Origin of the sequence: Xanthocytophaga agilis (genome assembly GCF_030068605.1) — a bacterium.
In the GTDB taxonomy this organism is placed as follows: Bacteria; Bacteroidota; Bacteroidia; order Cytophagales; family 172606-1; genus Xanthocytophaga; species Xanthocytophaga agilis.
Window position 1 is genome coordinate 120,804 of sequence record NZ_JASJOU010000015.1, and the last position, 19,306, is coordinate 140,109.

A 19,306-nucleotide genomic window follows, 5' to 3' on the forward strand; every position below is an offset into this window, starting at 1 on the left:
TAGGATAGCGTACAGCTAGCTTCGATTCTGCTGTATTTCTGAAGTATGTACGAAATCAAATTTCAGGTTATTCTCATCAATGATATACCCATACAGGTATAGAAAAGGTGTAGGAATCTCTTTTTTGGCCGGTAAAGTCAACGCATCCGCATCTGGACGGGCAAATACAACATAGATGCTTAAATAGTCATCCGCCAGTTGGTAGGTAACATTATCAGTTGATAAGACCTGAGTTTTCCAGCGGGAGGATTTAGGCTTATACCCCAGGGTGAAACTTTGATTTTTAAAAGTCACATCTTTTAGACAGGTAAGCTTATACAGATCCTGGTGATAGTCTACATACTCCCAGGGCTTGAACTTTATTTCCATAATTCCCACTATCTTATCCTGGTGAGTAATGAAAATATCAGGTTTGATCTTAAGCAAATTAAAAAGAGGCAGATCAATCACTGGCTCTATCCATACTTCATATTCTTCAGGCAAGGAATTTTTAAGCTGCCGGTAAAATTCCCCCTGCACCTGTCTCTCATAGGTCACCAATCCGTTTTTAAACCGGGATTGTATGTCTTTTTGCCATATTGCAATTAATGTATTTTGAACTATTTCCATGCGGTAAACTATTTCCATAATGACAAACGGATGTCTACTGAATAAAAGATGATTAAAGGAATGTATAATTAATTAATAGCATAATTTACAGGGAGATCTGCTTTCCTGTACTTCCTTTCGAGTCATGCTTAAGATCTGATGGGTGCAGCGGCTTAAGCCTTTATAAGAGCTATTACTATGATACGCATAGGATGTTTTGCTATCACAGACATAAACCTTCTGAACTCCTGCTTCCTTACTTACTTTTGGCCTGATATGTGTAACAGTATTCTGACTAGAAGTATTCTGGCTGGCAGGTTTAGTACTACTCTGCCCCAAGGGAGCCTCTACAGCTAAACTATCATATTCTATCCTATCATAGGTAGGCTCTCTGGCTGGATCATAGATTTCCTGACACTTTGAAGGATTAGTAAGTACTTTAGCAACAGTTCTTGCTACATGATCTCTGGAAATCCAGACTGTTTTGCCTTTCCCTTGGTCTTTCAACATTGGAAATTTACTGTTGTCCCAAACTTTTAATGAAGGCCTATAACCAGTGGATATGTTGCTATCAATCTGGACAAAGATAAACAGCATTAACAGTAAAGTAAGGCTCGATAGTCACAAACTAAGGTTACAGCAAAAAAACACTCTTTTCGAAGGAAAAAACTGGAGGATTGCCGTCTGGGTATTATCCCCAGCAATCAGGTTCAACTCAACCTCTTTGATGAGGTAGCCCGAAGCAAGCAGGAAAAACTAATGCAGGCAGTGGATAAAGTTAACAATAAAATGGGGAGAGATACCGTGCGGGTAGCCAGTCAGGGCTTTCCTAAAAAAGGGACACCCTGGCTTTTAAAACGTGACTATCTGAGTAGCTGTTATACTACCCGTTGGGATCAGCTTTGGACTATTCGGATATAATCTCCAGATATAATGTTCGGATTTAACTTATTGTGAAGTTTTGTACGTTAGTTAACTCTTGGATTTTGTTCGATCCAATGATCAAGATCTGGATGAACAACATTCAGCTCAGTGGCTAATCCCTGAGCAGCTTCTTTCGATAAATCATACAGAAACATACACTTTTGTCTTCTTATCACAAAAAGCGATCCGATACAGATTGGGGTTATCAACCATAAAGTTTAGATTCATTTTATATTTTTCCATAGGATGTATATGCTATGATGTATATGCTATGATGTATGTAAGACTGGGAGAAAAACCACGAACCAAAAAGCCTGATCAATCAATCATTCCTACAAATTAGGGAGTAAAAAGGAGTATAGTGTAAGTTTTTTGAGGTGTATACTCAAAAGTATTCAAAATCAGGAAAAGGAAACTGATATAGACAAAGGATAAATCAAAGATCATTCATTCAAGGCATTTTAGTCGCAGATGGATCAATCCAATGTTAAAACTTTTTCAATAAAAGGATTAGATTGAAGTGTTTTAAAAAGGTAGAAATCAACATAGTTCACCTTTCCGTTTTCAAACTTACTGATGATAACATCATTTTTATTAACACCTCCCCAATATTTTGTGGTATGTGTAGTCATTGCATCCTCTGAATAGCCCTTGAGACGTATTGTTTCTTTGTTTTTTATCCATTTATGAGTACCAAGCACATAAATATCTATACAAAATTCTTTCTTTGAATTTCTATAAATAATATAATTCTTAACTGTAATCATGTCTCCTAATTCATAATACTCAATCACATAAATTGATTTCTTGGTTTTTAGTTCGTCTTTGATTATACCTGTAAACTTAAATCTATCTATACTGGTATCAATAGTATTGAAATCATCTGTCGGTAAAGACATTTCAAGGCCTTCCAGTCTATTTAGATAAGACATCTTAGCAGCAGTATCCTGAACGCTTGATAAGTTTTTTTTAACAGAATTTATCGTAGCTTTATTCCAACTCAGGTAAAGTATTCTTTCATCAGAAAAAATCTTTGTCCCAATAATTTTGTTTGTAAAACTTAGTAAAGACCCAATACTTATTAGCAAAGCAATAATCTTAAGTTTATTCATAATCTTATGTTTTAGAAGAAGGATTGCTTAAGTCATTTTATTCTAAGGTAGAACATGATTTTTCAACTGTCTGTAAAAAAAAATCGGTGATTTTTGTTAGTTTCAATTAACCAAAAACTCATCATGAAAAACGGATCTTTATCCAGGTATAAAATCTAATTTGTTCTCTGTCTTCGGCTTGCTCCTGAGCCAGGACCTTGTCAGGCTTCTATGCCCAAGTATTAGTATAGAGGCGAAAAAATCCAAAGAGTTTACTTATTGAACATATCAGGGAGTAGTGCCGTTTGAAACGCTGGAGGCATGCAGAGAAGGTAAGTGTAATCAGATAAAGGACTACTATCTGCAATCGGATAGTTTCCTGACGAGAAGATGGTTTCCTGACGAGAAAAAACCAACGGCAATACCGGAATAAGATTCTCTATTGAGAGATTGCGTCTTATTCCGGCATTGCCGTTGGTTTTCTATTAATGAGCAATCACAAATCGTTTGGAAGCAATTACTTTTCCATCTACCACCAATGTATAGACATATACTCCTGCCTTCGCTTCTTTGCCAGTAAACTTCACCTGCCCGGAAGTGTTGGTACTTACATCAAGGGTCTGATACAACAGGCCGTTGGGATTATAAACCTGTATGAGTGCCTTTTTGCTTTCAGCAGGCTTTTGGAAGGAAATGGTCGTCTCTGATTCAAAAGCATTTGGATAGTTGCTTAAGACCTCTGCGCTGACAGCCGCAGACGCAGGAATCAGAGTCAGCTTCCAGCTTTGACTGGCTCCGGAGTTGGCAGTCTTGCTTACAGCCCTCGTTTCATTATTTAGTAATCCAATGTCCAGGCGCTTTCCTATGGCACACTGGGGTTCCAGTTCATAAATAGTATTTCCTTTGCTGATTAATTTCCAGCGTTGGTTCAGGCCACCATTTGAAGCATAGATCTGTACAGCTGCATTGTCTGCACTACTCTGGCCTTTGACATCCAGTCGTGTGTTAGGTGCATGCTGAGGTTCCAGTTCATAGATATTATTTCCTCTGTCAATAAACTTCCAGCGTTGATTCAGACCACTGTTACTTTGATACAACTCCACTACTGTGCCATTGGCCGTGTTGACGCCTCGTACATCCAGTCGTTGGCCTAAAGCATTTTGGGGTTCGAGTTCATAGATCCCTCCTGCCACAATGCTGCCTGATGTAGCCGGAACAAAAGTAGCGGTAAGAATAGTATTGGCAGAAGGGGTAGAAATAGAATGCGCTTTAGCACCTGCATCCGACCAGGAGGAGAATACATACGTGACACCATTGACAGTTTGGGGCGAAACAGCATCCAGTTCACGCTGAATGCGGCTGGCACCCACGAACGAATAAGGAGCAGTAACCGTGCTTCCGTCCAGTCGAAGCAACAATCCAGCCGGAGAGGAAGCCAGCGTAATGGTAGAGGTGATAGGGGTAATGTCTCTGTATGTGGTAGAGCTAGCGCCTTTAGAATCCACTACAGTGAGGTAAATCCGGAAAAATACATTAGGAGAAGTCTCCATTTCTGTTGGAACGGTAAAAGCTCCCGAGGTAATGCCACCAGTAGCTTCCATGGCAGGATGTGTATGAACCGGAGGATCAACGTGATGAAGATCAATTTTCCAGGTAAACGCACTGGCGGGTAATGTGCCATCTTCTGTATCCGTACCGGTACCGGTAAAGGTAATTACATCCCCACCTGAATAGGTTTTTCCGGAAGCGGGCGAGGTAATGGTTGCTACCGGCAGCTGATTATTTAGCACGGTCAGGGTAGCTTCGCTGCTGGTAACCGTTCCTGCCGAGTTCTGTACAATCACGCTGAACTTAGCCCCATTGTCACTTAATGAGGTAGCAGGGATTGTATAGCTGGCAGAGGTAGCCCCTGTAATGTTTACTCCATTCCGTTGCCATTGATACGTTGGAGGCGGATTGCCCGAGGTAACTATGGTAAAGGTAACAGACTGTCCGGCTGATACAGTTTGGCTGGCAGGCTGTACACCGATCACAGGAATTCCGTTTCCTGTGTAATTTACTTTCCACAACACACCATTGTTGCTGGAGGTATTGGCATCATCAGAACCTCCGGGAACACCCCCTCTTGCAATAAAATACAAAGTTCCATTGTTGGCTACAGCTACTTCCAGCGGACGGTTAATACCTGTAGCAAAGGTAGCTACTGCTTTGGTAGCAGGATCAATAGTCCGGAGCCAGCCATTGCAGTAATCACCAAAAAAGTATTTCCCAGTGTAGGAAGCGGGGAAAGTAGAAGTAATAGGATTGTAGAAACCCCCAGCTGTGATGGAACAACCCTGGCTATGATTGTAGGCATAGAAAGGGTCCTGATAGTTGGCAGGAGGCGTTTGTGTAGTCCGGACGCCTTCAATGGCAGGCCAACCGTAGTTTTTGCCGGCTATGCCTTCATTAATTTCTTCCCATGCTCCTGCTCCCACCTCATTGATGAAAAGCCGTCCTGTCCCCTGCTGTACACTGATTCGGAAGGGATTTCGAAAACCCAGTGCCCAGATAGCTCGGTTTACACCTGTTGCAGTGGTATAAAAAGGATTATCATTAGGAATGCTTCCGTCCGTATTGATGCGCAGGATCTTGCCTTTCAGTGTAGTAAGGGATTGTGAGTTTGAAGTTACTGTATTTTCACCAACAGAAATAAACAACTGATCATTTCTGATAGCCAGTCCCCCTCCATTGTGATAACCTACCGAACCCAGCGGGTCTATGTCAATCAGAACCAGTTCACTGCCTGGTACCACCAGATCTCCATTAGCCGTAAAACGACTTACCCGATTGTTGCTCACTGTACTACTGGCTGGTTTATAAGTATAGTATACATACACATACTTGTTGGTACTAAAATTTGGGTCCAGCAATACCTTAAGCAATCCTCTTTCGTTCCAGTTGTCTACATTGGGAATGGTAATAAAAGGAGTAGGTAACAATACATCATTTTTAATGATTCGAATTTTTCCGTTTTTCTCAGCTAGAAAAATACGTCCGTCAGGGGCTACATCTATACCTACCGGATCAAGACCTGTCGCAATCTGAACGCCGGCGAAGTTAGTCGGAAAGCTCTGTGCCATGACCATCTGCATGGAAAGCCACAACAGGCAGCTTAGCAATATACTGTTCTTAAATGATCCTTTGGGAAGGTGTGTGTGTAAGCGATTGTTCATCTGGTTGATAGTAAAAGTGTAAAAAATAAATAATATAAAGGTTCATGGTTAAAAAATAGCTACCAAAGCCTCTTGGTCAATTCACAAAATAGAGCGGATAGCAACGATGGAATCACAAACTTATTCAAATCTGTTTCAGCATACAGTCAGATGACCTGCTGCAGAAAGTATCAGATTACATGTAATGAGAGTCACTTCTTTCTCAAATCAGATTAGCTCAACAAAAAATATAGAAGCAGTTGGTAACTTGCTAAAAGTAAGAAAAAAGAAAATGCAAAAGTAGACAGATAAATTAAAATTGTGTTTTTAAAACAATAGTACCCATCAGAGGGAAAGATTGAATATAGAAAGAAGGCTAAAATATACTCCTTTTCTGATTATTTTACATATTATGTACTACAGGATTTTCGCAACGATGAACCGAAATCCTTTATTTTAAGGCAGAGATCTTTATAGATCAGACGGCTACCTTGCTTTACTATACAACGAGAATAATGGGTGCTCCATATATATAAAACCAAACTATCCTGTTTACCTACCTGAGAGATAATCCTTCCGCTAGGATAGAACACCTTCCAGTAGAGCGGACGATTCCAAGATAATGCGGTTGTAGTTTTCTAGTATGTCTTTCTGATCAATTTGCCTGATTGGTGGAATACTATCAGATTTGTAGCGGGGTGGGACAAATGACATGGAAAAACTGGTTTGTACTGTTTCCACAGTAGTTCCTACAAAATGACCTACTGCTAAATTAAGCAGCTCCTGTGGATGAATGACTGTTCGTTCCTGAAGGGAATGACTAACCGAGCTTCCCTGCGAACCGTTTCCTTTCTGACCCATCAAAAAGCCTCTGGGACGATTATCACTTGAGCTTTCTGAGCGAATAACCCGTTCTTCTTTGCCAAACAAACGTGATACATATTCGGCCGTATGCAGATTGGCCACTCTGCCAAAAAACTGATTGTTCAGATTGGAAATCAGTACCTCTGCTTCATTTTGCCCATACTGCTTACGCATCTGGGAAAAGTCCTGCGCCATGTAAATGGTAGCTACTTTATTGGAGCGGGCAGTGGCGGGCAGCTGATCCAGATGCGGAATATAGAGGGTAGGCGCTTCATCCAATAGGACATAACTATGCCGTTTGCCTTGCTGATTCATTAGCTTGAGGGCGACTGTAACCAGACAGGAAATAACAGGCGAGAAGGTTTCACTAAGGGTTGGCGAGGTGCCAATACACAATACCTTCGGTGACTTTGGATCGTTTAAATCCAGGCTCACTTCATCGCCACTGAGCACATAACAGATTTCAGGGGTATTGATCCTACCCAGTCCGAGCTGAAGGGTAGATACCATACCTGCTGTCTGGTTGGATGCCTTCATTTCCACAGCCGTCAGAATCGAACGGATCATGGAAGCGCATTCAAAGTCAGTAGCCAGCTTTTCAAGTAATACCGTATAGTCTTTGTATACAATCAAGTTCACCGCATGCGGAATCGTGCAATAGCGTGGATAATATTTTTTCAGATACCAGATCGTCGCTGTCAGAAGCGACTGGGCAGAACGAGACCAGAAGTCGGGTTTGGCAATCGTTTCTGGTAAAAGGTTATTGATAATCGAGAGAGCATACTCAGAGGCGTAGGAAGCTACCGGAATATACGCCGGATTGAGTGGATTGATCCGGTGGGTGCGTTGCATATCTTCAAAGTTTACAATCCAAAATGATAGTTTATCTTCCTGGTTTGCTTGCTGATTTGTATTCTGATACTGGCTGTAGGCAAAATTAGTCAGAGTGGGAAACTTAAAATCATAAAGAATGCCACAATACCCTTTCTGGGCGGCCTGCGCTAATATAGGTTCAGCAACTGAGTGAGATTTGCCACTGCCTGCTCCCCCGATAACAAGCGTTCCCCGAAAAGGATTGACAATATTCACCCAGCTTCCTGCTCTACCGTGTAAGTCCTTTCCCTGAAAGTGAAACGAATAGGCATTTTCATTTTTTTTGTGATCATTCTTTAAAACGGATCTGCTGACAGGCTGTCTCCGCATCCACTGCCCAGTGAAATACCCACCCAAAGCGATCATACTCATTGACAGTGGGAAGCTTATCCTAAAGTAGGGATTGTAATGAAGACTGCAGAGCACACAAGCGCCAAGGATAAAGAAGGCAACCAAGAACAGTTTTCTCCATACAGACTTTTTTCTGCGAACTTTTTCGTTTTTCCTGCCCTGCTGATCCTGTAGCCTTATAGGACGCATGGCAAAAGCGAGTGGATAGAGAATACAAAACAGGGCTCTAACTGGCAAACCAGCCTTGGCAAACAGCTTTAATCCCATTAAGTATAATTTCGAATCCGATGGGATTAATCCCAAAAAGAAATACTCTGCTGTACAAAAACCAGCCAGTAAAATAAGCAGAAAGTAAAACTGAAGTTGCTGGGAATGAGATTGCATCTTTTAGCGGATTTGGTAAGTAAATAAATACTATACAATCAGCTCAAAAAATACATCCGGGTAAATACCTGTTTCTACGTATTTTCCTACTCTTTATCAGGTATTATCAGGTTTTGAGTACCCACTCCGTTCTTCATCCCACTTACTCACCTTTTTACTCAATCATTAGTCTGCTTACTCACTAATCTACTCAATCACTGGTCTACTCAATTACCATTCCAGACCTGTATCCTGCTCGGGAGTTAGGAAAGTCTTCTTTTTCTTTTGTTTTGGTTTTCTTGTATTCCACTCCTGATCCAAAGAAAAATCAGATTCACTCATTCCACTCAGAAACTTTTGTAATGTAGCGACACTGGATAGAATCTTATCACTTTTGATCTCTGCTGAAATGATCTCTGCTGAGATGTCTTTCTGATAACGCTCTCGACCCGTTTGATGACGCTTTTGACCCGTTCCCTTTTCCTGCTGTTTGCTTTCTTTTGACATGTGTCTACTATAGGTAGGCTCCTGAGTAGCTTGTTCGGCAAACGATTTGCGGGTATAAGATCTTTTCTGGCTTTGTGCAATCTCTTCTGCGTTTGCCTTCTGACTTAATCTCTGCTCAAAATCTACGGGCACATGTCCCTGCTGCAAAAGCGTTTGTTTTAATGCTTCCAGATTCTTGTAAAACTTCCATTTATGCTCATGTTCTGCATAGGCTTTTCTGATTGCATGTGAGGGAAGATCCAGTTCGGAAAGGCTCACCCCGTGTTGTTTTAAATAATCGGATCGCAGATTGACTATCTGACGGTGCAGCTTTTGTTCAGCCTTGCTATCAAAGTGGTAGTCTCTGAGCTTTTTAAACTCGGCATATAAATCCTTTCGGTCGAGTCCACTGTAGGGATCAGCGGGACGAATACCTTTTTCAAGCGTAGATTCCAGTGTTTTCAGATTGCGATAAAACCTGCGGTCAAAGTCCTGTTCTTTGCCCATCAGGGCAATGCGTCCTGCGGAAAGATACCCATCCAGTCCATGTTTTTTACTGAACGCCTCTACCCTTTCCTGTAGTTTTGCCTGTTTGTAAGCATCTTTGGAAAAATGCGTCTGTCTGGTATAGTCATACATACGCTGAAAATCTTCAGCGTTTCTTTTCTGCCAGGCTTTGATTGAAAAACGAGTCCTGCTACCAGTCGGACTCAGTGTCACTTTTTGCTGTGAGTCCCTTCGGGAAACGATAATATGAATATGGGTCTGATCTCCCTGTTTTTTCTGACCGGATCTGGCGCTTCCTTCCCGGACTTCTTTATCCCTGCCACTGTACTGTCTTTCCCTGTGTATCACACCAAACCAGACAAGGTCCTTACTTTGCAGCTTCTGACCGTTTTTGAGTGTAAACTCACTGGCATAGTTTTCCATCACCTGACGCGTATACGCTTTGAGTTTCTGAGCATCACTGCCAATGTGAGCGAGCTCATCCTGGCTGGGAGAAATCACAAGAGAGTAAAACTTGGCATCCTCTTTTCCCAGCCCCTTTACATTGGTATCTATTCTTTCAATAACTTCTTTTTTGGAAAGATTCTCTCTATCCATACTAAAGTATTGTCCGTTTTTACTGTACTCTTGTCCTGATCCACATACTGTAGCGATTTCATGTTCTTTATACTCGTCTTGCTTATACTCATGATCCATATAGGTAACAAGACGCTCACTTGATCCCTTGTTATCATACACAGCTCCTGTTTTACTGACGGCTTTACCTGTTAGGTGATTACCTGATTGCGCTTTAAGCACCTTACTTATCATAGTATAAAGTCATAATTTACTATTTCACTTACATCGTATCCGGTTTTAGACTGTTCTCATCTGGCCTTGCACATCAGGTTTCCTTTACATGGTTTTCTTCTATTTTGTTTTCTTCTATTTTGTTTCCTGCTTTTACCTGTATTTTAGCTAGCATCTGATTTACCTGAGTGTTGACAAAATCAGCATTGGCAGCTTTGATATTTTGTATTTCCTCTTCAGGCAAGTCCGAAATATGGAGCATGGTAGAAACCGAAACGGTTACCAGTCCCTGTATCTTATAGACAAGCAGATACAACTGCTTAAGCTGGTCTACCAGCTCACTAAGTGATTGTTGAGTTTGCTCAAGTGAGAACTCCATCTGTTCGATTGATCTTCCCTGTGAGAATACTTCCTTAAACATAGGCAGCATGTACTGCTGCTCCTGTTTTTGCAGAAACGAAAAAATATGATTTCGTAACCGGACTACTTCTTTGGAAAGCTCTTCACTATGAATTTGTTCCGATGGGTTTAGTCCGTTTTTGACAAAGTAGAGCATTGCATTCTCGGCATACTCTTTCAGCGTTTTCATGCCCAGCTCGCGGGCATGTTGTTTACAGCGTTGGAGTACGGCCGCATTCACATTGACAGTTTTAAGAATGTATTCCCCTTGCTTTCTTTGAGCGAATTCTACAGACTGGCCGGGCTGTTTTTCTATATTACTGACCTCTGATTTTATCTGATTCATTCGCTTTCTTTTCTCACCTGTCCTTCTGGCCGGGCGCTTGGGAGTGATAGGTCTGTTGGAGTGTTTCATTTGCCTATTTCATTTAAGTTATTTCCTATGTAATGGAGTTGTTTCCTGTGTAATGGGGCTTTTTCCTATGTAAAAAACTGGTTTTCAAAAACTTATCTGCATATTAGTCCTTACCCAATAACTATGTTATTGTCTGCCAGTTTGTTAGCTTTACTAACAGCGGGCCTCTTGCTAAAACTGCGCGTAAGGTCACACAACATCGATACAACAAAAACATGCTCAATAACCGCAGACAATCGTTTACTGTATTTGTTTGTTTCATTTTTGTTGTGTGTTTGTTGTTTGAATGCATTTGCCGTTAACTGATTTGGTTTTTGTTGCATATTTGTTGTATTTTAGTTGGATAGCTATAATTTTCATACTCTTAACTGATTCTATACAGATGGACTCGATCACTAAAGATGATATCATTTCCGCATTTGCGCTCAAAAGAAAGGGTAAGCTCAATCTACTCTATCTGTATTTTAAGGATCAGTATTTTCACAAGGGATTATCTGCAGAGCTAATCGCGAGAAAGCTTTCTGAAGCACTGAATTTACCCATCACTCCTACCCATATCTATGACATTCACAGAAGATATGTTCCAGCTACTTCAGTTCAGGATAATAAGGCCCTGGAACTGAATCTTGATCAGCTCAAAGCGCTGATCCGGCAACAGGTGCTCTCTGAGCTCAGACAGGAGCAAATAAGCCAACAGCCCATCGACCTGATGAATGCTGACTCCTCTCCTGCCCTTTCCGATTCTGAAACTACTACCGCACAAACTCACAAGCGATCCCTTACCTACGTTAATCAGGAAGATGAACCAAAAAAAAATCCGTATATCGATTTGATGAAAGGTTTATAAAAAGTACTTATCCTCAGCCAGACTCTGTAGACATCCTTTACTGAGGCTACTCGCCTGCTTAAAACAATGTGTTAACGGCCTATCGCTTCTAAGTAACATTGGTGAACCTATACTACGTTTTTAGTGAACCTACACTACTTTTTAAGAAAATACTACTGCTACCGGCTCATAAAGGGTCAGAATTCGTAGAAATAAGTAGAGAACTCCTCGAAATTGAGTATTTCATTTTCTTCTCTTTCCCTGCACCTTCGCCTCTAGGTATTTACCTAAAGAGCAACTAATCCATTGATTCTAGTTCATTAAACAGACTCGTTTAATGGATTTGTTTAATGGATCTTTTTAATGGATTAACTACAAACCATTTCTGATGAAAAAGCTTATTCTGATCACCCAGTCAAAAGGTGGAAGCGGAAAAAGTATTCTGACCTATTTGCTGGCAGAGAAGTATCCGCAAGCGGCTATTTTTGATATGGACGATGCCACCCGTACGACAAGCATTCAGCTAGCCTACCGTAGTCCGGTACTTGCCACCTTTCTTAATTCAAATAAAGTCATTGATCGCGGGCTTTTTAACTCCTTTCTGGAAGCGCTTACCTATGCCGAGAATGAGCTGTTCATTGCCGATCTGGGCGCTTCGGTTTCTGAGCAGTTGCCGTATTACTTTAGTGAAGTCGCTGAGTATCTCCCCTCAGTGCTCGAAGAGCTGGGTATTGAAATCGAGATATTTGCCATTGTGGGTGGAGCTAATATTTTTACTCCCACCATGTCTTACCTGGAAGAACTATGCGAGTCAATCCGAAAAAAATTTCCGATTCGGGTATACCAGAATGAGTATTATGAATTTTCTCAGGCCCAAAACACGACATTGGATACCTTTATCCGACTTCATAAGCTTAAAAGCCAATCTTTTACCATTTCCAGAGACAAAAACGAGTCCACGCAAAACCGTATCCGGGAGGTACTCAAATCCGGTCAGGGTCTGGCAAATGCGAGTGCTTTCTCAAGAATGTATTTTATATCAGCTTTGAAAACAATTCAACTATGAAAATAATGCTGGGTAGATTACCCGGTTGGATGGTACCTCCTCTTTTGCATTTTCTCTTTTCTATTTTCTCTTTTCTATTTTCTCTTTTCTATTTTCTCTTTTGTATCTTCTCTTTTGTATCTTCTCTTCCTGTTATGCAAAATATTCACATACCAGACTCTAGTCCGATAACCCATACTTCGGTAACAGAAGCACCTATACTTTCAGATCAGCAGAAAAGAGACTTCTGTGCCTTGCTACTCAGCATATATGGGATTCAGATTGATCCGTGCAATGAACTTTTACCGGTATATTACCTTGCCTATTCTTCCTCTGCGCTAGCCAAAGATTCTATTGGAAAAAGTATTCAATCGCTTTCTGAATCTGTATCCAGGTTTGATTCGCAGCTAAGCCATCAGGTAAAGAAGATCCAGACTAACTCGTATGTATTCTCTTGCGCAAAAGATGCTTTTTGGTTTGGCTTTGGCAAATGGGGAATTCCGGCGAGTTTGTTTATAATACTCACTTTTGTAGCCTCGGCCTATGTCTATATTCAGAATCGGAATCACAAACAGGCAGCTACCATTGCCATGTTACTTAACAGATATGGCAATATCGCTGTGTTTGATACTCTTTCAGGTACTGCCCAGATTAAACAGGAGCCCTCTCCTAAGGGATCAGTAGAGTATATCGAACTTATTCCGGTGAAAGATTTCTCATCTGTTAAGGTAGGTAAAAACGCAGTGGTTGATTTAAAGGCTAAAACGATTAAAATTCCTCTGCGTTTTTATCCGGGTGTGGATACACCTTAACTCATACCTCTTACCTACTATCCTTTAACTGATATGTTTTAACAGCTATTCATTCCCTAGCTGATAAGTCACTGATATAGCGTATACTCTTTCCTGGAATGGACTCATAAGCAGGCTTTCGACGATTCTCTCATAGTACATGAAAAATCTTCTTACCTGATGAGTAAGCGTATATTCTTTTGTCTGAACCGAACCAGGTGGAATCCGAATAGCCATTATAGGATGTCAAAGTATGCTTTCTTTTTACAAAGCTAGATGATACTACTATGAGAAAACCGTCGAAACAATAGAGGCAGTTCGATTAGCTCCATAAGCGAAACAGCGGTACAAATACATGTTTGTACCGCTTTCCTGTTTTGTGGGAAACCCAATATAATAATCCTTCTGTGTATCTAGTTGCACAATACATAACATACAGCTAGCTGTACACCAGTTTGAAACAAGCTCCTGCAAGCCGATTCTGCAAGCCGATTTTAGAAGCATTCTTCCATCTTTTATGCAAAATCTTTTGACTTTAACAAATCAAAAATTCATAACACACTCTAATTATAAAAGTCGCAGTGGGATCAGCTACGATCTGTAATGCACATGGTCTCACATAGACGTTTCGACCCATAGACGGGTCGATATATTTCGCCAACTGAAACTTCGCTCTCGGCTTGCTTCAATGCCAGAGCCGATGTTATGAAGCAGATCTTCTTCATTCATGTAGCAGGTGGCAATCTGCGCTTCGGTAAACTATTGTATCAGAGATGATTATTTATCGGAGATGATTGTTTAGTAGAGATGATCCGTTTTTCATGGTGGCTTTTTGGTTAATTGAAACTAATGGATCATATACGATCAGCCATCATATACGATTTATTAATCACCGATTTTTTCTACTTCCCTATCATATCCTGTAAAAGGTCATATACCGTAGAAGGTCACTTTACTGAAATTTTAGCCTTTGGATAAGGTCACTAAAATATTTCTCTCCCCAAATGGTAAGCACACTTTCATCTTTTATAAACCGTACAATATCTTCCCGGATTGACGCATAGGAGACGCTGGTAATCTTAGCTTGCAGTAATGCCAAAACCTGTTCCTGCGTGATGGTATCTGTTTCCCAGTCGCCTGTATCTTTTGCCCTGAGTGCAAAATGACGCAGATCCAGTGGGACACCTTTTTTGATGTACCATTCCAAATCATACCAATCCCGTCCTTTGACACGGTTTTGCCACTTCCTAAACAACAAAGCATGCATTTTACCGGCAAACAGACTCGGCAAATCAAAACATTTAACATAGAAGGAAAAAGGCTTCACCAGCAGCTTCTCCTCTGTTGAAAATCCCAGTGGAGGCTGGCGATCTGCTTCAATTTTAATGGTCACCGTTCTGTTGGTCGGTTTTAATCCTGCCTGTTTTACAATTTCTTCCAGTACGAGTTCTTTCCATATTGTTTCTGTTTTAAGGAAGGCCGATTCAACAGTGGTTTGTTGCTTTTTATCTTTTTCCCGGATACTGACCCTCATTCCTATGGCTTGAAACTCGGTAATGATCGCTTGAAAATAAGGTTCAAAAGAAAAATCCGGATTGGCCTGTAGCAGTGAAAAGTCCATGTCTTCTGAAAAACGGTCTAGTCCATAAAATATGCGTAGTGCCGTCCCCCCATAAAAAGCCGCTTTTTCAAAAAAATCGGTACGTGACAACCCAGCCAGTGTGACTTCCTGCATAATCTCGCGTAGCGCCGAAAGGGTTTGTTCAGTATCCTGCGGCTTGTATTGAGCTATCCATTCCTTTATCATATCCCTTAGTCTAACTTGTGTATTTATTCTAAATTTATTCTAACTTACTGCCCTATACATCTTCCTATACATCTATTAGTATGTTTTATGTTTATTCTGTCATAGGGCTTTGAGCGCCTTAACCAGCATATGTATACTGTTGCTTTTGGGGGCATCATCTGCCCATGAGAGTATGACTTTTTTATCAAGCTTCTTCAACTTGTCGTAATCTATCCGAAGATCATCCAGCAAAAAATCCATTACCTGCCTGGAGCTACGTAGAGAAATCCCTGATGTAGTAACGATCTTATCACAAAGCGCCTTTTCGGGACTTGCCAGCAGCGCCACCTGGTTAGGTTGTAATTCAACACTTCGCAGCCCAAAGCTGTAATAGGGAGAAGGAATATGCTGATAACTAAATCTGCCTTTGGGTGTTTTATAGGTTTTTGAGGCTTTCAGTGTCACAGAGCTTATTTCATAGACACGTTCAGGAATTAGCTCCCAGTACGATAAAGCAGATTCGAGAGAAACATAACTGGGTCCGTACAGGTGATTAGCTATCAGGAAAGGGTGTGGTCCTGGCAGTTCTGCGTTTGCTCCAGGTATGTAAAGGCCTTTCTTTAGCGAGATCAACAGGCCAGCTTTTATCAATTCACTGATCTTATCGTTTGGCCGCTTATACTCTTTAAGCATTTCCAGCATGAGCTGCCTGGAAAATGGAGCATTGGTAAACTGTCTGGCTTTTCTAGTAAAATCCATTATGTTAAATATTCTGGCAATAATCGGAAATATTCCGATTTAAATCAATTTTTTTAACATGGCATATTGTTGTATTTTTAATTCATAGTATTGCTGGTTTGGTTTTGTGTATTGATTAGACTTATCTCCTGAATGGAAGTAAGGGCATTGTGAAAGTGAACAGAATCCGATTATTTCTGAAAAGCGGCTGGTACTCCCATCAAACTAAAAAGTGATTCAAAGTACGGTTACTACTTAATGTTCACATAGCTCCATGTGAACATAGCTCCGGCAGATGACATAAAATCAAAAAATATTTTTTCAAACTTGAAATCAACCCAAAAAATAGTGTCTATTTTCCCTGAGACTGGTAGGGACTATTTCCAAAAAAGCTAAATGAAGCTCTCAAAGATGGCAGAGAGGAAAAAAAATTGTATCTTTTAGCAGAGAAATATCTTTTGCAAATATTCAAAAAAGCCTTACCATTGGCAGATGCAGTAGAGAATCTTTCAGCAAAAGCCTATATCCTGCAGGGGCTGGCCCGAAATTACTTTTTAAAAAAGCAACTTCTCTTCGCTGTTGCTACAGCTGAGCTTTTCATATAAAATTGTACTAATACAGATTGGGATCTTTCGTTAACCTATATTCTCAATCAGATAAGATAAATCAGATAAGATAAATCAGATAAGATTTACGTATGCAAATTAAGCAGTGGAAGTTAAATAATTGACCCTAAACTTTTTGTATTATTGAAAATAGAATTATGTCAATGTCTGGTGAAGCAAATGTGGAAGGAAGAACTTCAATGTGGAATAACGCCAAAACTTATTAAACAATAAGTTAGATTAAAGACTAAAATATAGATTTTACTTTTTATTGTTTAATGGTGCATTCCAACAGGAATGTGGAGCTTTCTCTTACTTTCTAACAAATACTCCCCCTTTGTGCATAGTAAGCATAGATAAAATTCATAACAAAGGCAGATAAGTAAACCTGCCTTTGTTATAAAGAGCTAATTTTTACTTTCAGAAAATCCTTTCCGGATAGTCTAGTTTTAATTACTCTGATTGAATTACTCAAATGGTAGCATCTGCTAGTACATACTGAAAAATCAGCTCCAATGGTAGAATTCAACCAAGATCGTATCCTATCTTTTTTGCATACATAGACAGAATTTTTTCCAGCCACTCATTTTTATCTCTGTATCGTTCCTGTAAAGATACTTCATCGATCATCTCGAGGTATTTGGCTTGAAGAGTTGTTGTAAACTTAATCCTAGGTGCGTCTTCTTTCTTTCGTTTTGCCTTTCTATTTTTCTGATTTAATTTACTTGTATTCAGCATCTTACCACCTTTTCCATACGCATTATACTCTTCATCCGTATAATATTCCTTACCCTCACTATACTCATTATCCGTATATACTTTACCAGTAGATGCAAATGCGTTTTCTTTCTCCACTCTTTCTTTCTCCACTCTTTCTTTCGCGCTTTCACCACTATCCGGCGACTGACTTAACTGACTAGTCACACTTTCCTCTGGTATTACTTTTTCAGGCTGCTCTCGCCTATCCTCTCTCTCAATCTTAGTAACAGCTATCATTGACTGCTCAACCGGCTTAGACTCTGATTGCTCTGCCTCTACCGGTTGCGAATCCCTTACCAGTTGAGCTTCTGCTATCAGTTCAGCTTGTGTTACCGATTCAACACCTGTTACCAGCTTAGCCTCCTTTACAAGCGTAGAAGCTTGTGAACTATCACTTTGAGTACTATCTACCGTGCCAGAAATCTGTGTTTGTTCACTCTGCTCAGCAACCTCTGGCTCAGCATCACCCGGCTCAGCATCTAAGAGTGCGTGCAGATTTATCTCCTGCCGCATGATCGGTTTACGCGTGAGTGTTCGTTTGGAGGGATTGCTCATGGGAAGTTACATTTAGGATCTGTAGTATATTTTTAGCCAGTTGATCGTAGTCCAGTGCAGGTTTACTTTCTGCCGCCCATTCAAAGATGGTCATTCCTTCATTCTGGGATTCAGGCACTGTAACAGCTGTTCGTATCAGTGGACGGAGCACCTTATCGGGAAAGGTAGCTTCCAGATCTTCCAGATTCAGTTTACCAAGTTTTGTCTGCATGATGGCCGAGGACTTACAGACAATGAATCCCATAAAGTTCAGATTCGGATTTACCTTCTTGCGGATATCCAGTAGGGTCTGTATCATCTTTTCAATTCCTTTCATATCAAAACTTTCCAGAATCAGCGGACAAATAACCTGATCGGCGGCTACCAGTGCATTTACAGTAAGCGCTTCCAGAGAAGGTGGGCAATCCAGAATCACAAAGTCATACTGATCGCGGATAGCATCCAGGTAATCATTGAGAAACGTATGGGATAAATGCTTGGATCCAATCTCACGCTGCTTGTCAAACATCTCATCAGAAGCAGGCAAGATATCAATGCCACGGCTTTGCAGAATGATATCCTGAATTGGAAATTCACCGAGCATCATCCGGCCTACATGTTTAAGGTTTCCTTTATTGGAGAAACCAAAGTTCATCGTAGAATTGGCCTGGGGATCCATATCAATAAACAAAATTTTATATCCCATTCTTTGCAGGGAAACCGCCAGCGATACTGCGCTTGTTGTCTTTCCAACTCCTCCTTTATTGAAAGCAAATGCAATTGTATGAGCCATATATTTAATGTAATTTACCAATTTTCAATAAAGAAAAGAACAATAGTAATATTATGCAAATTTTATTATAATTATCTTACATTACTCAAAACAAAAAAGTAAATATTACATATATAAACAGCTGAAAATAAGCAAAATAATATACACATTATACGTACAAAACTTACAACACACATTATACCCTATATTAACCTTAGAAGTATTACACACGCGACACATATAAGTACTACAATACGTATTGTAAGGACCAAGAGCATAAGAAGTTTAACACTTACCATCCTGTTAAAGAGTATGAAAAATATAATAAGTGCGATACGTTTAAAACTGATAAATAGTACAAAGCGTATAATACGGAGTGAGTGTATAGTACTTCCGATAAGTATTTGACGCATTAGAAGTAGGAGACAGGTAAAGTGTATGAGTAGTATAAGAAGTAGAATATGTATATAACGTATCAACCCTACCAGGTGTAATCAACATATGAAGTGTAAAAACAGTTTGTTACGTTAGAGAAGGTTCAGACACATTATATAGTCGAAGCGTCTGGCTCGTACAAAGCGTCTGGCTCGTACAAAGCGTTTAATC

The 19,306-nt window shown here is 40.3% G+C and carries 16 protein-coding genes; 4 read left to right on the top strand and 12 right to left on the bottom strand.

The window, feature by feature from the left end; genetic code table 11:
• Positions 1-15: 15 nt before the first annotated feature.
• Positions 16-627, bottom strand: coding sequence for a hypothetical protein (locus QNI22_RS31475; protein WP_314517143.1), 612 nt, complete (start codon positions 625-627; stop codon positions 16-18).
• A 54-nt stretch (positions 628-681) separates the two neighbouring features.
• On the bottom strand, positions 682-1,098 hold the full coding sequence (locus QNI22_RS31480; protein ID WP_314517144.1) for a hypothetical protein: 417 nt from the start codon (positions 1,096-1,098) through the stop codon (positions 682-684).
• Between the two features lie 249 nt (positions 1,099-1,347).
• On the opposite strand from QNI22_RS31480, the gene QNI22_RS31485 reads away from it, so the two are divergent.
• On the top strand, positions 1,348-1,509 hold the full coding sequence (locus QNI22_RS31485) for a DUF4113 domain-containing protein (protein WP_314517146.1): 162 nt from the start codon (positions 1,348-1,350) through the stop codon (positions 1,507-1,509).
• 479 nt (positions 1,510-1,988) lie between these two features.
• Here QNI22_RS31485 and QNI22_RS31490 read toward each other — a convergent pair whose 3' ends face one another.
• The 6 genes from QNI22_RS31490 to QNI22_RS31515 form a co-directional block, all read right to left on the bottom strand.
• On the bottom strand, positions 1,989-2,624 hold the full coding sequence (locus QNI22_RS31490) for a hypothetical protein (RefSeq protein WP_314517147.1): 636 nt from the start codon (positions 2,622-2,624) through the stop codon (positions 1,989-1,991).
• A 464-nt stretch (positions 2,625-3,088) separates the two neighbouring features.
• A complete protein-coding gene (locus tag QNI22_RS31495) occupies positions 3,089-5,818 on the bottom strand; it encodes a PQQ-dependent sugar dehydrogenase (RefSeq protein WP_314517149.1) in 2,730 nt (909 codons plus the stop codon).
• Between the two features lie 558 nt (positions 5,819-6,376).
• Positions 6,377-8,269: a type IV secretory system conjugative DNA transfer family protein gene (locus QNI22_RS31500; protein ID WP_314517150.1), complete on the bottom strand. Its 1,893-nt coding sequence runs from the start codon at positions 8,267-8,269 to the stop codon at positions 6,377-6,379.
• A gap of 210 nt (positions 8,270-8,479) precedes the next feature.
• Entirely contained in the window at positions 8,480-10,051 is a 1,572-nt protein-coding gene (locus QNI22_RS31505) for a DUF5712 family protein (RefSeq protein ID WP_314517151.1), read from the bottom strand.
• Positions 10,052-10,124: 73 nt separating this feature from the next.
• Positions 10,125-10,844 carry a BfmA/BtgA family mobilization protein gene (locus QNI22_RS31510; protein ID WP_314517153.1) on the bottom strand — a complete coding sequence of 240 codons (720 nt, stop codon included), beginning with the start codon at positions 10,842-10,844 and terminating at the stop codon, positions 10,125-10,127.
• A gap of 110 nt (positions 10,845-10,954) precedes the next feature.
• Positions 10,955-11,167 carry a hypothetical protein gene (locus QNI22_RS31515; protein ID WP_314517155.1) on the bottom strand — a complete coding sequence of 71 codons (213 nt, stop codon included), beginning with the start codon at positions 11,165-11,167 and terminating at the stop codon, positions 10,955-10,957.
• A gap of 59 nt (positions 11,168-11,226) precedes the next feature.
• On the opposite strand from QNI22_RS31515, the gene QNI22_RS31520 reads away from it, so the two are divergent.
• The 3 genes from QNI22_RS31520 to QNI22_RS31530 all read left to right on the top strand — a co-directional run bounded on the left by QNI22_RS31520 (position 11,227) and on the right by QNI22_RS31530 (position 13,527).
• Positions 11,227-11,691, top strand: coding sequence for a hypothetical protein (locus tag QNI22_RS31520; RefSeq protein ID WP_314517157.1), 465 nt, complete (start codon positions 11,227-11,229; stop codon positions 11,689-11,691).
• A 367-nt stretch (positions 11,692-12,058) separates the two neighbouring features.
• Positions 12,059-12,736, top strand: coding sequence for a P-loop NTPase family protein (locus QNI22_RS31525; protein WP_314517158.1), 678 nt, complete (start codon positions 12,059-12,061; stop codon positions 12,734-12,736).
• A gap of 134 nt (positions 12,737-12,870) precedes the next feature.
• Positions 12,871-13,527 carry a hypothetical protein gene (locus QNI22_RS31530; protein WP_314517161.1) on the top strand — a complete coding sequence of 219 codons (657 nt, stop codon included), beginning with the start codon at positions 12,871-12,873 and terminating at the stop codon, positions 13,525-13,527.
• A 931-nt stretch (positions 13,528-14,458) separates the two neighbouring features.
• Here QNI22_RS31530 and QNI22_RS31535 read toward each other — a convergent pair.
• From QNI22_RS31535 to QNI22_RS31550, 4 genes are all read right to left on the bottom strand, one after another.
• Positions 14,459-15,313: a nucleotidyl transferase AbiEii/AbiGii toxin family protein gene (locus QNI22_RS31535; protein WP_314517163.1), complete on the bottom strand. Its 855-nt coding sequence runs from the start codon at positions 15,311-15,313 to the stop codon at positions 14,459-14,461.
• Positions 15,314-15,412: 99 nt separating this feature from the next.
• Positions 15,413-16,051, bottom strand: coding sequence for a type IV toxin-antitoxin system AbiEi family antitoxin domain-containing protein (locus tag QNI22_RS31540; protein ID WP_314517165.1), 639 nt, complete (start codon positions 16,049-16,051; stop codon positions 15,413-15,415).
• A gap of 1,109 nt (positions 16,052-17,160) precedes the next feature.
• Positions 17,161-17,949 (bottom strand): hypothetical protein, encoded by a 789-nt coding sequence (locus QNI22_RS31545; RefSeq protein WP_314517168.1) that lies wholly within the window; start codon positions 17,947-17,949, stop codon positions 17,161-17,163.
• Positions 17,915-18,721 carry a ParA family protein gene (locus tag QNI22_RS31550; protein ID WP_313989976.1) on the bottom strand — a complete coding sequence of 269 codons (807 nt, stop codon included), beginning with the start codon at positions 18,719-18,721 and terminating at the stop codon, positions 17,915-17,917. The genes QNI22_RS31545 and QNI22_RS31550 overlap by 35 nt, the downstream gene beginning before the upstream one ends.
• Positions 18,722-19,306 lie beyond the last annotated feature (585 nt).